Annotated in this window: 12 protein-coding genes; 7 read left to right on the top strand and 5 right to left on the bottom strand. The window is 64.4% G+C overall.

Features of this window, described 5'->3' with window-relative positions; translation table 11 throughout:
* Positions 1-9 precede the first annotated feature (9 nt).
* The gene (locus H5T73_07115) at positions 10-852 is read right to left on the bottom strand and encodes a GNAT family N-acetyltransferase (GenBank protein MBC7247531.1); all 843 of its coding nucleotides are present in this window, start codon (positions 850-852) and stop codon (positions 10-12) included.
* Between the two features lie 414 nt (positions 853-1,266).
* Between H5T73_07115 and H5T73_07110 the strand changes: the two genes are divergently transcribed.
* The 5 genes from H5T73_07110 (at position 1,267) to H5T73_07090 (ending at position 9,273) form a co-directional block, all read left to right on the top strand.
* On the top strand, positions 1,267-3,963 hold the full coding sequence (locus H5T73_07110; protein MBC7247530.1) for a DEAD/DEAH box helicase: 2,697 nt from the start codon (positions 1,267-1,269) through the stop codon (positions 3,961-3,963).
* A 305-nt stretch (positions 3,964-4,268) separates the two neighbouring features.
* A complete protein-coding gene (locus H5T73_07105) occupies positions 4,269-5,000 on the top strand; it encodes a hypothetical protein (protein MBC7247529.1) in 732 nt (243 codons plus the stop codon).
* Between the two features lie 656 nt (positions 5,001-5,656).
* Entirely contained in the window at positions 5,657-6,898 is a 1,242-nt protein-coding gene (locus H5T73_07100; protein ID MBC7247528.1) for a hypothetical protein, read from the top strand.
* 13 nt (positions 6,899-6,911) lie between these two features.
* The gene (locus H5T73_07095) at positions 6,912-8,186 is read left to right on the top strand and encodes a hypothetical protein (GenBank protein ID MBC7247527.1); all 1,275 of its coding nucleotides are present in this window, start codon (positions 6,912-6,914) and stop codon (positions 8,184-8,186) included.
* Between the two features lie 142 nt (positions 8,187-8,328).
* Entirely contained in the window at positions 8,329-9,273 is a 945-nt protein-coding gene (locus H5T73_07090; GenBank protein ID MBC7247526.1) for an adenine nucleotide alpha hydrolase family protein, read from the top strand.
* Positions 9,274-9,344: 71 nt separating this feature from the next.
* On the opposite strand, the gene H5T73_07085 is transcribed toward H5T73_07090, so the two are convergent.
* The 4 genes from H5T73_07085 to uppS form a co-directional block, all read right to left on the bottom strand.
* On the bottom strand, positions 9,345-9,944 hold the full coding sequence (locus tag H5T73_07085; protein MBC7247525.1) for a nitroreductase family protein: 600 nt from the start codon (positions 9,942-9,944) through the stop codon (positions 9,345-9,347).
* 21 nt (positions 9,945-9,965) lie between these two features.
* The gene (locus H5T73_07080; GenBank protein MBC7247524.1) at positions 9,966-10,334 is read right to left on the bottom strand and encodes a response regulator; all 369 of its coding nucleotides are present in this window, start codon (positions 10,332-10,334) and stop codon (positions 9,966-9,968) included.
* Between the two features lie 274 nt (positions 10,335-10,608).
* Positions 10,609-10,863, bottom strand: a complete 255-nt coding sequence (locus H5T73_07075; protein MBC7247523.1) for a hypothetical protein — start codon at positions 10,861-10,863, stop codon at positions 10,609-10,611.
* A 365-nt stretch (positions 10,864-11,228) separates the two neighbouring features.
* Positions 11,229-11,960, bottom strand: a complete 732-nt coding sequence (gene uppS, locus H5T73_07070; protein ID MBC7247522.1) for a di-trans,poly-cis-decaprenylcistransferase — start codon at positions 11,958-11,960, stop codon at positions 11,229-11,231.
* Between the two features lie 236 nt (positions 11,961-12,196).
* On the opposite strand from uppS, the gene H5T73_07065 reads away from it, so the two are divergent.
* Positions 12,197-12,679 carry a hypothetical protein gene (locus H5T73_07065; protein MBC7247521.1) on the top strand — a complete coding sequence of 161 codons (483 nt, stop codon included), beginning with the start codon at positions 12,197-12,199 and terminating at the stop codon, positions 12,677-12,679.
* A 429-nt stretch (positions 12,680-13,108) separates the two neighbouring features.
* Complete coding sequence (locus H5T73_07060) at positions 13,109-13,756, top strand: class II aldolase/adducin family protein (protein ID MBC7247520.1); 648 nt, start codon at positions 13,109-13,111, stop codon at positions 13,754-13,756.
* The last annotated feature ends 353 nt before the right edge of the window (positions 13,757-14,109 follow it).

Below are 14,109 nucleotides of genomic sequence, written 5' to 3'. Positions count from 1 at the left end.
GAAGGACGCTCAGGCCCGGAAGGACACCACCAGGTGGGGCCAGAGCTCCCGGAAACCGAGGCCGCGGTAAAGGGCGATGGCGGCGTGGTTGTCCTTCTGCGTCTCCAGGCGCACCACCTTGCCGCGGGACAAGGAATGCGAGCAAATCAGGCTACACGCGGCGGCCGCGCAACCCCGGCGGCGGTGATCCGGCACGGTATAGACCCCGCCCAGCTCGTCCGCCCTCGGCGTCACGGCCTCCATCTCGGCCTTGGCCACCACCCGCCCGCCGTCCCTCACCACGGCACAAGCACCGCCCTCCACCACGCGCAGCATCTGCAGGCGTATAGCCCATTCCCTGGAAACGCTTCCCAGGAGGTCCCACTGCAGGGCGCGCTCCAGGCCCACCAGCGCCTCGATGTCCTCCAACCGCGCATGCTCCGCCCTTTCGGGGTCCCGCGGGATGAAGCCCCCCGCCTCGAGGATGAGGGCCACCTCCTCCTCCCTTCTCACCTGCGCCCCGCCCAGCTCCGGGAACCGCTCGAGCAGGAAAACGACCTCCTCGCGGCGGCCCGCCACGGCTTCCGGCATACCCCACTCCTCGAGCGCCGCCCGCGCCAGCACCACCGCCGCCTCGCCCTCCCCCGCCACCCTCCAGATGCCCTGGTTTTCGCGGAGGAGCACCCCGCGTATCTCGCTCCCGGAACGGGCGGCCAGAAAGGAGCCCTGCTCCGCCAGCCCCAGGTTGAGGAGTCCCCAGCGCCTGACGGACCACACCATGCGCAGGTTCTTCACCGCGTCCCGTTCCAGGAAAGTGAGGAGTTCCTCCTCGTCTCCCGGCGCGAGCTCCTCGCAGTTCAGACTCTCGTCCATCCCCCGCATCACCATCCTTACATCATCACCAAGAGAGATTACCGCACCGGGGTGACCTTCGCCACGGCAGGCCGTTCCCTTCCCGCCGTATCATCTATTGCTTGCCGGGACGATGGGGGCTTGCAGGGACGAGCGCAAGCCTTGCCAGGATGAAAGGGACTTGCCGGGACGAGGGGGACCCTTGCCCGCGAGAACAGGGCGTCCCTCGACCCATCCCGAGCCGCAGTCCTCAAGGCGCACTTGGCGAGGCCACTGCCTTATCGAGGCCACCGCGCGTGAACGAGGCGACGGCGCGCGCCGGGGGAAAGCGGGAGGTGCGGCCCGCGGCCGTACTCCTCATGATGCCTCCGAGGCGCACGCTTCCGCGAGTCTGCTACAATGAAGGGCGTGGAAAACGGAAGAGAGACGAAAGAGTTGAGCGAATTAGACGAATTCACGTCGCGCTACCCCTTCCCCCTGGACGATTTTCAGCTCGAGGCCATCAGGCACCTGGCGCGCGACCGTTCCGTCCTGGTTGTCGCCCCCACGGGCTCGGGAAAGACGGTGGTGGCGGAGTTCGCGGTGTGGGCGGCGCAGCGCGCGGGGGGCAAGACCTTCTACACCACGCCCCTCAAGGCCCTCAGCAACCAGAAGTTCCGCGATTTCTGCGCCGCCTACGGGACGGAGAACGTGGGGCTGCTCACCGGGGACAACAGCATCAACCCCGAGGCACCGGTGGTCGTCATGACCACGGAGGTGCTGCGCAACATGATCTACGAGCGTTCCCCGACGCTTTACGGCCTGCGCTACGTGGTCCTGGACGAGTGCCATTACCTCATGGACCCCTTCCGGGGAGCGGTCTGGGAGGAGATCATCATCCACCTGCCGGTGGACATAAAGATCGTCGCCCTCTCGGCCACCGTCTCCAACTACCGGGAATTCGGCGAATGGCTCAACGACCTCCGCGGCGACGTGGAGGTCATCTACCACGACCACCGGCCCGTGCCCCTGCGCCATTACTACCTCATCGGCGGCATCATGGTGAACCTCCTCTCCGACCGCTCCCCCCAGGTGGTGGAGGAATACGAGCGGTCCATGAAGAGGCGAGGCCGCGGCGGCCGCGCGTTGAAGGCCCGCCATCTCATACCGCGCCGGGCGGACGTGGTGGAGCGGCTGCGCAAGTCGGGCATGCTCCCCGCCATCTACTTCATCTTCAGCCGGGCGGGCTGCGACGCGGGTGTCTCGCACTGCATGGAGGCGGGCATCGACCTGACCGCCCCGCACGAGAAGGCGTCCATCGAGGAGCAGGCCCTGGCGCGTTTCGCCTGGCTGCCCGAGGAGGACCTCAAGGTCTTCGGCTTCGACCTCTGGCTGGAGGCCCTGAAGCGCGGTGTCGCCTCCCACCATGCGGGGCACCTCCCCCTCTTCAAGGAGGTCGTGGAGGACCTCTTCGCCCAGGGGCTGGTGAAGGTGGTCTTCGCCACCGAGACCCTCTCACTGGGCATCAACATGCCGGCCAAGACGGTGGTCATCGAGTCCCTCTTCAAGTTCAGCGGCGAATCGCACGAGTTCCTCACCCCCACCGAGTACACCCAGTTCACGGGCCGCGCCGGGAGGCGGGGGATAGACAGGGTTGGCAACGCCGTCACCCTCTACAACCCCATGGTGCAGTTCGCCCAGGTGCAGAACCTTGCCCGCATGGAAAGTCTTCCCATCCGTTCCAGTTTCACCCTCTCCTACAACATGGCCGTGAACCTCCTGCACTACTACGACGTGGAGGCCGCGGTGCACCTCCTGAACTCCAGCTTCGCCCAGTTCCACGCCGACCGCGACGTGGTGCGCCTGGAACGCTCCCGCAGCCGGCTGCGCAAGAGGGCGCGGTCTCACGAGAAGAAGATCGCCTGCGAGCGCGGCGACGCCCGAGCATACTTCGCGCTGCGGACGGAGGTCTCGCGCATGGAGAAGGAGATGGCCGAGGAGCGCCGCCGCAGGAGGAGGGAGCTCGTCAACCGCGAGCTGGAGGAAATGGTCCCCGGCGACGTCATCGTGCTGCAGCGCAAGGGCGCGCGCAGGGCCGCGGTGGTGCTCTCCATCTCCGAGGACAAGCACGGCAACCCCCGCCTGACGACCATGGACGACCGCGGCCGCTTCCTCAAGGCTTCCTACCAGCAGTTTCCATATCCCCCCCAGGTCATCGGGCACCTGGGATCCTCCTTCCTCCCCGCCGACAGCAAGGCCAAGGAGAAGAAACTACGCCAAGCTCTTGGCGGTTTCCGCTTGCCGCCCCCGGAGGAGTGGGAGGCGGAGCTGTCCCTCCCGCACCGCGAGGAACTCATCTACGCCAGGGAGGAAATGGAAACGCACCCCTGCCATGCCTGCGATGCGCAGGAGGGGTGCATGGAGGTATGCCGCAACATCGCCAACCTGGAGGCGGAGATCGCCCGCGTCGAGTCTCAGATGGCGGCGCGCAGCGACGTCTCCTCGCGCAGGCTGGGCAACGTGATGAAGGTGCTGTCGCGCCTGGGCTACCTGGAGGACGACAAGCCGACGCGCAAGGGCATCATGCTCAGCCGCATCTACAACGAGTGCGACCTCACGCTCGCGGAATGCCTGGAGCAGGGTGTCTTCCATCCACTGGACGCGGCGGAAACGGCCGCCTTCGCCTCCATCTTCGTCTTCGAGACCCGGGAGGGTCCCGCGCCTCGCCGCCGGGGAGGCCGCCCCTACCGCGAACCCGCCGCGGCTCCCTCTTTTCCCACCCCCGGGCTGGAGGAGGCGGTGACGCGCACACGTACCCTGGAGGGAAGGATAAAGACACTGGAGGCGCGCGAGGGGCTGGACCTGCTGCGGCTCGTGGATCCCGGCTTCATACCCGTCGTTCACGACTGGGCCCGCGGCGAGGACCTTGCCTATATCTCCTCCGCCTACCCCCAGTATTCCGCCGGGGATTTCGTGCGCTCCATGAAGCAGGTCCTGGACATACTCCGGCAGATGAAGGAGGTCAGCGATGACCCGCTCCTGGCCAGGAGGTTCTCCGAGGCCATGGACCTCCTGCACCGCAGCGTGGTCGCCTACACCAGCGTGGTGGACGCCATGGAGGAGGAACTGGAGAGCGAGGCCTCCCTCCCCTGAGGACTCCCACCGCAGTTCCCCTCAACCGGTGGAAGGCCTGTCCCGTGTGCGCCGTAACATGCGTGCGATGGCGAACAGCATCTTCGGCATGGAAGAAGTCGCACAAGGGCAAAGGCGCGGTCACCACATTTTTACAAATCCTGCCGATTGGTATATTATTGAAAATTGTCGGCAGCAGCGCCAGTGGACCGTGTCGTCGGGTTCAAGAGCGGGTTGTCGAATGCCGATATGTTAGAATTGAAAGCGGCTTGGACAGTTACTTCCTTTTTCAGGAAAGGGAGCAGGATTAGAAGGGGGTCCGGGTGATGAGGAAGATAGCCATGATAGCCCTCCTCAGCCTGTTGCTCGTCGCCCTCTTGATGGGATGGTGCTGGGCCCAGGACGAGCAGGCGGGACAGGCGGGAGAGACGGCGCAGGGAGAGGAAGCCGGGGTCGGGGTGGCGCAGGAACCTACCAAGCCCAACGTGACCTGGGGGGATTACCGCTACATCTTCAGGAACGTCGACCCCTCCGCTGACCTGGATCCCCAGAGCGCCATCATGAACTGGTACACCCCCGATCTCTACAACGCCGACTGGAGCAAGGCGAACTACGTGCATCTCTACCTGACGGTGCAGTGGCTGACCAACGAGCGCTCCCTGGACTACATGCCCCTGCAGCTCATCCTGCACAGCGGCGGGCGTTCCTATATCCTCTTCGGCAAGGGGTCCTCGAAGGGTTCCTACCTGTGGAGGCGCGGCAATCACTACCAGAACGACCTGGGCGCGCGCTACCCCGACCACGTGGGAGGGGACGTCAACCTCTTCTTCACCTTCGACACCAACGGCGCCTCCATCGACCCCAACAGCGCCTACATCGAGGTGAACGGGATGCTCGAGGTCTGGAGCTGGCCCCTGTCCAGCAATCTCTACACCACGCACGTCAACATCTACAACTACCAGCAGCCGAATCTCCTCTGGCACCGCTACGGAAGCTCGTCCTACGTGTACACGCACCTGGCGGACATACCCCTGAGGGACATCCTCGCGCAACAGTAAAGCGAATTTCCTCCATGGGAGGGGGCCACGGCCTCCTCCCTTTGCTTTACCCAGGATTTTGCCCAGCCCACTGTCGTGACGAGGTATCGGGCACCGGCAGCAACACAGGCTCGATTCCTTTAACCTCCATGCATACGCATTCCACCGGGCCTGGGCGTAAGTCCGTCCGGGTGCCGGGCCAGGGAAATCGCGAGCAGCCCCCGCATTTCCATCCACCCAGCACGGGGAACTACAGGATCGGTCGCAGCCTCCCTTACTGAACCAACCACCCGGGCCGGATCCGGGGGTCGGGCGAGCGACATCGCAAGCGGCCTCCATCATGGCTCTGGCGAAGTGTCCCCGTTTGAGAAAGGCCTTGCCCGAAGGAGGGCATGTAGCCATCGCGAGGCCGCGCGTCGCGGAGCGAGCACGAGCCCCCGGCCCGGCCTTACCGTATCCACCCAGCCCGGGGAACTACAGGATCGGTCGCAGCGAGGACTCCTCTCTCACGTTCCGAATTCAAGAGCGGTGCGTGGCGCCGAGCGAGACCGTCATGCCGAGGCCCCGGGCCGGGAGAAGAACGGGTGCCCTGGAATGTCAAAGAAAGAGCCCGGCAGGACGAAGTACAATAAGAAGAAAGGGAGAGCCGAAAGAGGACGGGGGAGACGCGCGGGCGGATGAACATGGAGAGAAAGCTGGCGGGCATACTCACCATCATGGCGATCATCGCCATCCCCCTCACCGCCCTCATCATCCACCTCCCCCACGAGCAGGAGATGGACCACTCCATGCTCTACCTCGTGCTCGCCGCCCTCGGCGTACTGGTCATAGTACACCACCTGGTCATCCTCTACCCCAGCAGGCACGGCAGGCTTTTCCCGCGCCTGCCACCCCTCTTCATCGGGATCTGCGTGTACGACGTGATCGTGTGCGCGGCCATCTACTTCAGCGGGGGCGTCTCCAGCACCCTTTACTACGCCGCGCTCATCGGGCCCGTGGCGGCCGGCATCTGCTGCGACCTGGTCCCGGCCCTGCTGAACACGTCCTTTCTCGCGGCCGCCTACACCCTTGTGACGGTCACCTCCGGCGACTTCGCCGTCGCGAACGTGCAGGCGCTGGCATGTAACGTCCTTTACCTCTTCCTCGCCTGCTACCTCTCCAGCCGCATCTCCCTCGAGCTGCGCCGCCAGGAGCAGTCCCGCAACGAGGTGGCCACCCTGGGTGAATTCATCCGGCGGCTGGAAAAGGCGAAGTCCGAGTTCGTGTCCGTGGTCTCACACGAGATACGCACCCCCCTTACCTCCATTCACGGCTTCAGCGAGATCCTGGCCACCAAGGACCTGGAGCCCGCAAAGAGGCAGGAGTTCTACCGCATCATCCAGGTGGAGGCAGAGCGCCTCTCAAGCCTCATCACCAACCTTCTCAACCTGTCCCGCATCGAAGCGGGCCTGGAGCTCAAGCACGAGATGGTCGATATCCCGCGCCTCGTCACGGAGGACGTGGAGTTCTTCCAGTCGCAGACGTCCTCCCACCGGTTGCGCTACCTCGGTTCGCGCCATGTCCCCATGGTCTACGCGGACCCGGAAAGGCTGCACCAGGTGATGAAGAACCTCCTCAGCAACGCCATCAAGTACTCTCCCGACGGGGGCCCCGTAGAGGTGACCACCGAGGTGGAGGGCAAGTACGTGACCATCTCCGTCAGCGACCGGGGGATCGGCATCCCGGCCGAGGAGCTGCCGCGCATCTTCGAAAGGTTCAGCCGCGTGGAGAGGGAAGAGGTGCTGGGCATAAGCGGAACGGGCCTGGGGCTGGCCATAGTCAAGCACATCGTGGAGCTGCACGGCGGGAAGGTCACCGTGCGCAGCGAGCAGGGGCAGGGCAGCACCTTCACCGTCTACCTTCCCATACGCGGAGGATAAGGGGGGTCGCGAGTTGTTCCGGAGGAACCTGACGCGCGTACTGGGGAACTCCCTCTGGGTGGTCATCCCGCTTTTCGCCCTGCTGCTCTTCCTCCCCCACCAGGCCGGCATGCGGCAGGAGACGGCGTTCCTCTTCCTGGTCGGCATCCTCGTGGTGAACGCCACCACCATAATGCTCCCCCACGGGGAAGGTTTTTTCGCGCGCTACGCGAGTCTCATCATCGCCGTCTACCTGCTGTCCGCGGCAGCCCTCCTCTGCGGGGCCATCTCCTTCAGCGGCGGCGTGCGCAGCCCGCTCTTCCCGTTGTTGCTGCTCTTCACCGCATTCGCGTGCGGGCTGAGCACCTCGTCGCGCATGTCCGCCACTCTCGCCATACTGGCCGCCGTCGGCCACCTCTTCGCCTGCAGCGTGCGGTACCAGCTCGTTTCCGGCGAAACGCAGCTACTCGTCTCGCAACTGTTCTTCCTCTTCCTCCTCTCCTTCTTCTTCGAGCGCCTCAGCGTGGAGAGCAGGGAACAGGCCCGCGAGAGGACGAGGGCCATGGAGGAACTGCACAGGCTCGCGGAGATGAACCGCGCCGCTTCCGGCTTCGTCTCGGCGGTCAGCTTCGAGATGCGCACGCCGCTGACCTCCATCCTCGGCTTCAGCGAGTTGCTGGCGAGCAGGGAGCTTCCCGCGGAGATGGAGAGGGAATACCTGGAGATAATCCGCAGGGAGGCCGATAACCTCTCCCGTCTTGTCGAGGACCTCCTGGACATCTCGCGCCTCGAGTCGGGCAAGGTGCGCCTGAACCGCGAACCCGCCAGGATGGAGGACCTGGTGCGCTCTTCCCTCCCCCGCCTGGGACAGGCCTGCGACCCCGCGCAGGCCGTCCTGAGCGCGCCGGAAAGGCTTCCCGAGGTGATGCTTGACGTCACGCGCATGAAACGCGCGCTGGAAGGCGTCTTCTCCTTCGTTTCCAGGAGGTTCGGCAGCGGCACCGAAACCAGGATATCCCTCAAGGACGAGGGGCGTGAGCTGGTGTTCACCCTCAACATACGCAACCGGGAGGCCTCCGTGCTGCGTGAGAACGGAAGCCGCCTTTCCCTTGCGCACTGGGACCAGAGCGAGGAAGACCTCGACCTGGCCATAGCGAACAGGGTGGTGGCGGCGCACGGAGGAAGCTTCAGCGCCATAAGGGCATCGGGAGGCTGGCTCACCATAGTCATCCGCCTGCCTCTCATGGAAACCGGGGAGATGCCCGCCGACATACCGCTTTCCACGGCGATGCACGGCGTGTCCCCCTGACCGCTGCGCGAACCCTTCTCCCTGAAGGCGTTCCCCTGACCGCTGCGCGAACCCTTCTCCCCGAACGCATCACCTCGAACGCACCCTCCTGAAAACCGGGATAGCGAGTACGCGCCGGGGGAATATCTGCTATCTTATTCGCATGAGCGAAGACAACCATCCTCCCGTGCAGCAGGTGGAGGGGCGTTGCCGCATCTGCGCCGCCCGCACCGGGGTGTTGCGCCTCACGGAGTTCAACCTGAAGCTCTGCCCTCCCTGCTACCTCCGCTTCTACGAGCGGCGTGTACGCCGCGCCGTGGAAAAACACGACATGCTGCAAGAGGGGGACAGGGTGGTGGTGGCCGTTTCGGGGGGGAAGGACTCCGCCGCTCTCCTCTACGCGCTGCGGCGCCTTGGCGTAGTGATGGGATTCCACCTCTCGGCGCTGCACTTCCATCTCAACATGGGGGAGTATTCCGACCGCAACCTGGGCGTGGTGGAGGAGCAGTGCTCCCGGGCGGGCGTGCTCCTGCGGGTGGTGCGCATCGGCGACATGGGGCTGAGGGTGCAGAAGGTAAAGGGGTGGCACCCCTGCGCCGTATGCGGCGCCATCAAGCGCTCGCTGCTCGACAGGGAAGCGCGGGGCATGGACGCCACGGTCGTCGCCACCGCCCACACCCTGGAGGACATCCTCCTCTTCGCCTTCAAGAACCTGCTCTCGCGCAAGCACTATCTTCCGCCCCCGGTCCTGCCGGCCGCCGAGCGGCTCGTGCGCAAGGTGAAGCCGCTGTATTACATGCCCGAGCGGCTCAACCTGGAATACTGCCACCAGCGGGACATCCCGGTATTCGCGGAGAAGTGCCCCGTGTGGAGCCCCCGCGGCCATGCGCTCAAGGAGGTCTTCGACCACATGGAGAGGATAATACCCTCGGGGAAGCTGCAGCTTCTCCTCTCGCTGCGCGAAGCGATGCCTGAAGGGGAAACGACCGACCGCGAGCCTCCCTCGGACTGTACGCGCTGCGGCGAGCCCACGTCGCAACCCCTCTGCGCCATATGCCAGTTGAGTGACTGGTTCGCGCACGGGAGCGCCTCCCCCGCGTCCCGGTGACTCCCCGTGACGCGTACCGCATTGGTGATGCGTACCGCGGTGTTAGCGGGCGCAAGATGCACAAACCCCGCTCAGAGCAGTATCTCTTCCAGGGATTTCCTGCTCCTTGCCTCGGGGTCCTCGCGCGCATAACCCATGGTGACGAGAAAGAGCGGGGGGTACTCAGGGGGCAATCGCAGCAGCTCGGCCACCTTCTCCGGCCGGAAGGCCCGCACCCAGCAGGTGCCCAGTCCGAGGGAAGTGGCCGCCAGTACCATGTTCTGCACGGCGATGCTGACGTTGATGCAGGCGCTTACCAGGTTTCTCTCCTCGAGGTCTTCCCCCTTGTTCCGGCGGAGGTACCACAGCGCCATCTCCATGCTGGGTCTCACCGCGCCGGACTTCAGGAGCTCCATGGTCCTCCTGGAGACGTCGCCGAAAGCCGTGAGGTCGGCGCACGCGACGATGACCACCGGAGCCCGCTCCACGAATTTCTGCCCGAAGGCCGCCTCCCGCAGCGACTTGCGGGTATCGGCATCCGTCACCACCTTGAACTTCCAGGTCTGCAGGTTGCTCCCCGAGGGGGCCAGCCGCGCGGCCTCGAGGACCTCGCGGATGAGCTCGGGGGGCACTTCCCTGTCCTGGTAACGACGGATGCTCCTCCTCTTCCTGATGGCCTCCATCACTTCCATCGTGCGTATTCCCCTCCCGCGTCAAGCAAGCATTTCCATGACCTTCTCCACCAGCGCATCCACGCCCTCGCTCTTGGAAACGAACCCGTCCGCCCCCATCCTGGAAAGCTGCTCTATGCTCTGGCGCCGGGACAGCACGGAAAAGACCACCACCGGAACGTGACGGGTGTTTTCTTCCTGGCGTAACCGCTTGAGCACGCTGATGCCGCTGCGGCGGGGCATGTGTATGTCAAGGATTACCAGGTCGGGCAGGACGCGTTTCGTGACCTCCAGGGCCCCGGTGGCATCCAGGCAGACATGCGTATAAAGACCTTTCCCGCTCAGCACTATCTCGATAAGCCTGGCGACGGCCCGGTCATCCTCAATGATCAGGACGGTTTTCTTTTCCATCCATACGAGTATAGACAGGAGGTGGATGTGGGGTCAAAGCATGGATATCCTCTCCGGGGAGCTACCCGATATTGCCCAACCGGGCAAACATGCCGAAACGACAGGTCATCCCCGTTGAATCCTCTGGGGAATCCCGGGGATCTGCGCGAAGCGAAAGACGGCGGGAAAGACCACGTTCCCACAGGGTTCCTCCCACGGTAACACGCAAGGCTCCTTGCCGCCTTGCAGGGATACGAAAAGCCTTTCTTTCCCGCCGTGTCTCTATCCGTGAAAACTACTTCTTCTTGGCGGCCGTCTTCTTCGCCGGCTTCTTGGCGGCCGTCTTCTTGGCTGGCTTCTTCGCGGCAGGCTTCTTGGCGGCCGTCTTCTTCGCCGGCTTCTTCGCGGCCGTCTTCTTGGCGGCCGGCTTCTTCGCCGCCGTCTTCTTCGCGGGCTTCTTTGCGGCCGTCTTCTTGGCTGCCGTCTTCTTGGCGGCCGTCTTCTTGGCGGGCTTCTTGGCCGCTGCCTTCTTAGCGGGTTTGGTAGCCATGTCTTCACTCCTTTCATTAAGTTTTTCTTGAAGAATTTTCTCTCCTTGGCACGGATTTCCTTCCCCTTTTTGAAAATCGTCCCGGGACAATTCGCGGGCGCTCGCGGGTGCGTGCTTCTATTGCCTATATATGGCAACATGTCATAATATACCAAATTCCTATCCCGCTCGCGCAACACAACGACTGCCGTAAAAGCGCATGAACACGAGGGAAACGCCATCCGCGCGTGGCCGCATGTTCGCATGGAAAAAGTGGGCGAGAAGACGTTGCCGTGATGCGCAAACGGGGCGGTACCGTTGCGCCCGGAAGGGGATGTCTCTTGTCGGCCAAGCGGGCGACGCAACCGGAAAAGCCGCAATCCGCCTCAATCGAACCGATCGGTTGCGACTTCGCCAAGGCGGGCGCGGCGCCTCGCGAACTCACGCATGACCTCCTCGAGGTGGTCGCGCCGGAAATCGGGCCACAGCACCGGCGTTATCACCACCTCCGCGTCGGCCAGGTGCCAGAGCATGAAATTGCTTATCCTCCATTCGCCCGCGGTGCGGATGAGCAGGTCGATGTCCGGAAGCTCGGGAACGTAGAGGTGCCGCCTCAATACCCCTTCGTCGACATCCTCGAGCCGCACGCGTCCCTCCCTCACGGCTAGGGCCACGGCGAGGGCGGCGTCGAGTATCTCCCTCCTTCCTCCGTAATTGAAATTTATGTTGAGGTTCAGCCCGCGGTTCTGCGCCGTCACCTCCGCGGCCAGGTCGAACCATGCGAGTATCTTGTCCGGTATGCCGTCCCTTCGCCCCACGTGCCGCAAGCGCACGCCCAGGGACATGAATTCCTCCAGCCGCCTCCGCAGCACGTCGCGACTCATGTTGACCAGGAAACGCACCTCCTCCTCCGGGCGATCCCAGTTCTCGGTGGAGAAAGCGAAGAGGGAGAGGGCCCTTATGCCGTGCCCGGCGCATACCCGCACGGCCTCCATGATGGATTCCTCGCCGCAGCGGTGTCCCTCGATGCGCGGCAATCCCCGCATCTTCGCCCAGCGACCGTTCCCGTCCATGATGATGCCGATGTGAACGGGCTTGATGTCGTGCTCTTCACGCAAGGCGCGTCCTCCCGACCTCGTTTCCGCCGCTTTCTCTCCGCCCTTCAAGATTATATCCCAAGGCGATACCGGCGGCCTCCGGGCGGAAAGCCGCGCCGCCCTCGCGGGCCATGGAGGGAGCAAGGGCGAGGAGTGATGCGGGCAGGCGCGCAGATTCAAGGATGCGCGGTGATTTCCGATATAATGAAGCGATGACTGGTGCAGGACAAAGATGTACGAAAACCAGGGGTACACGAATGGAAGCAAGCGCAACCGGACAGGAGGCAAGCCAGGCACCGGCCAGGAAGGTCGTCCGGAGTTTCTTCACCAAGAAGCTGGAGAGAAAGTTCGAGGAAAAGGAGCTGCAGATCCCGCAGAAGCTCATCAACCTCCTTGACGTCCCCTTCGAGGAGTTCACCCCCGAGGACAGGGAGCTGTACGAAAGCAACCTGAAGCCCTTGGCCTTCGTCTTCGCGGAACACCTCATGGAGGTCTACGAGGTCATGGGGCGACCCCGCAGGGGGTGGGAGGAGATGCTCGAACGCCTGAAGGATTCGCCCATCAAGGTGATGGCGTCGCTGGTGCTGCATGAGGACGAGAAGGTGCAGTCCATGGAGGATCTCCCCGTCGAGGAAGAAGCGGTCCCCAAGGCCTCTTCGGGGAAGACGAAGATAAACGTGCGCCCCTATCGAGACCGGGACCGCAACAAGGAACGGTGGTGGGAGAAGAAGATTTTTTAGGCGCCTTTCCGTGATCGTCGACCCGCGAGATCCGCTCGTGAGCATTTTCCTGTGGAATCCAAGAGTGAGCGTCGTTCCGCAATATCTACCCGCGAGCATCAACCCGTGGACATCTTCCCGCGGGCACGGGATTGCGAGCGCCGCCGTTCCCCCGCTTTTTCTGCAACCCGCAAGGCATGCCGACACACGCAAGGCATGCACGCAAGGCGTGCCCGCGACCCACCCCTCCCTGTGCGCTCACGGAAGGCCGGCCGCGGCGCGACCCACGGCTGCGTACGGCCGCGACCGCCATCCCGGGCAAACGGTGTATGATCATAAACACGCCCCCCGACGGCGAGAGAAAAACCGCGCGGCGGGCGGGCTCGTTCGGAAAGCGCGGGAAGAGCGCCCGGAAAGCGCCCCGAGGGAACCGGCCGACAGGAGGGAGCCATGGATGAAGGGACTCTGCGCGAGATGATATGCGAGGTGGGCAGGCGTATGTGGCAGCGGGGCATGGTCTCCGCCAACTCCGGAAACATATCCGCCCGCCTGGACGGGGACACCGTACTCATCACCCCCACACTTGTGAGCAAGGGGTTCATGCGCCCGGAGCAGATCCTGGCCATGAGCCTGGACGGGGAGGTGCTGCGGGGAGAGGGGTACCCCACCACGGAAACCCCCATGCACCTGCGACTTTACCGGGAAAGGGAGGACCTGGGCGGGGTGGTGCACGCCCATCCCTCCTTCTCCACGGCTTTCGCCATCGCCGGCAGGCCCCTGGACCTGCACCTCGTCCCCGAGGCGGTCATCTTCCTGGGCGAGGTGCCCCTGGTCCCCTTCCAGCCTCCGGGAAGCCCGGAGCTGGGCGAGGCGGTGGCGTCGTACCTCGCGAAATACGACGCGGCCCTCCTGGAGAACCACGGCGTCATCTGCTGGGGAAGCGACGTGGAGCAGGCCTACCACCGCCTGGAGACGGTGGAGTTCTGCGCCGAGGTGACCTTTTACGCCCAGGCGCTGGGAGGGGCGCGGGAGCTGCCCGCCGAGCCCCTCGCCAACCTGCTGCGCCTGCGGGAGATGATGAAGGGCGGGGGCGCCTGAACGGCTGCCCTTCCCGCCGCCGGTGACGTGACATCCCTCCACGCGGCGGCCTTTACGCTTCCGCACTGCCGCGCGGGCATCCGCGTTTTCCGAGTTCCGCGCATGTATCTAAGACGGCCGTCGAACCGGCTGAACTCCTCGGCTGGGGCGGGCATCCGCGTTTCCGAGGTTCCGCGCATGCATAAGCTTTTCGGGGGTTCCGCGGGGGCATCCGCGCTTCCGCGCGGGCACTTCCTTACGCCGCAGCTCCTTTTATCACCCCTGCCTCCTCCCCATACTCCCCATATCCCCATACCCCAAATATCACCATGCTCCCCAAATCCCCATATCCATATCCCCGTACTCCCCATAGC

Source organism: Actinomycetota bacterium (assembly GCA_014360655.1).
Classification (GTDB): Bacteria; Actinomycetota; Geothermincolia; order Geothermincolales; family RBG-13-55-18; genus JACIXC01.
Note: the sequence above shows the minus strand (reverse complement) of the source record. Positions and strands in the feature narration are given on the sequence as shown.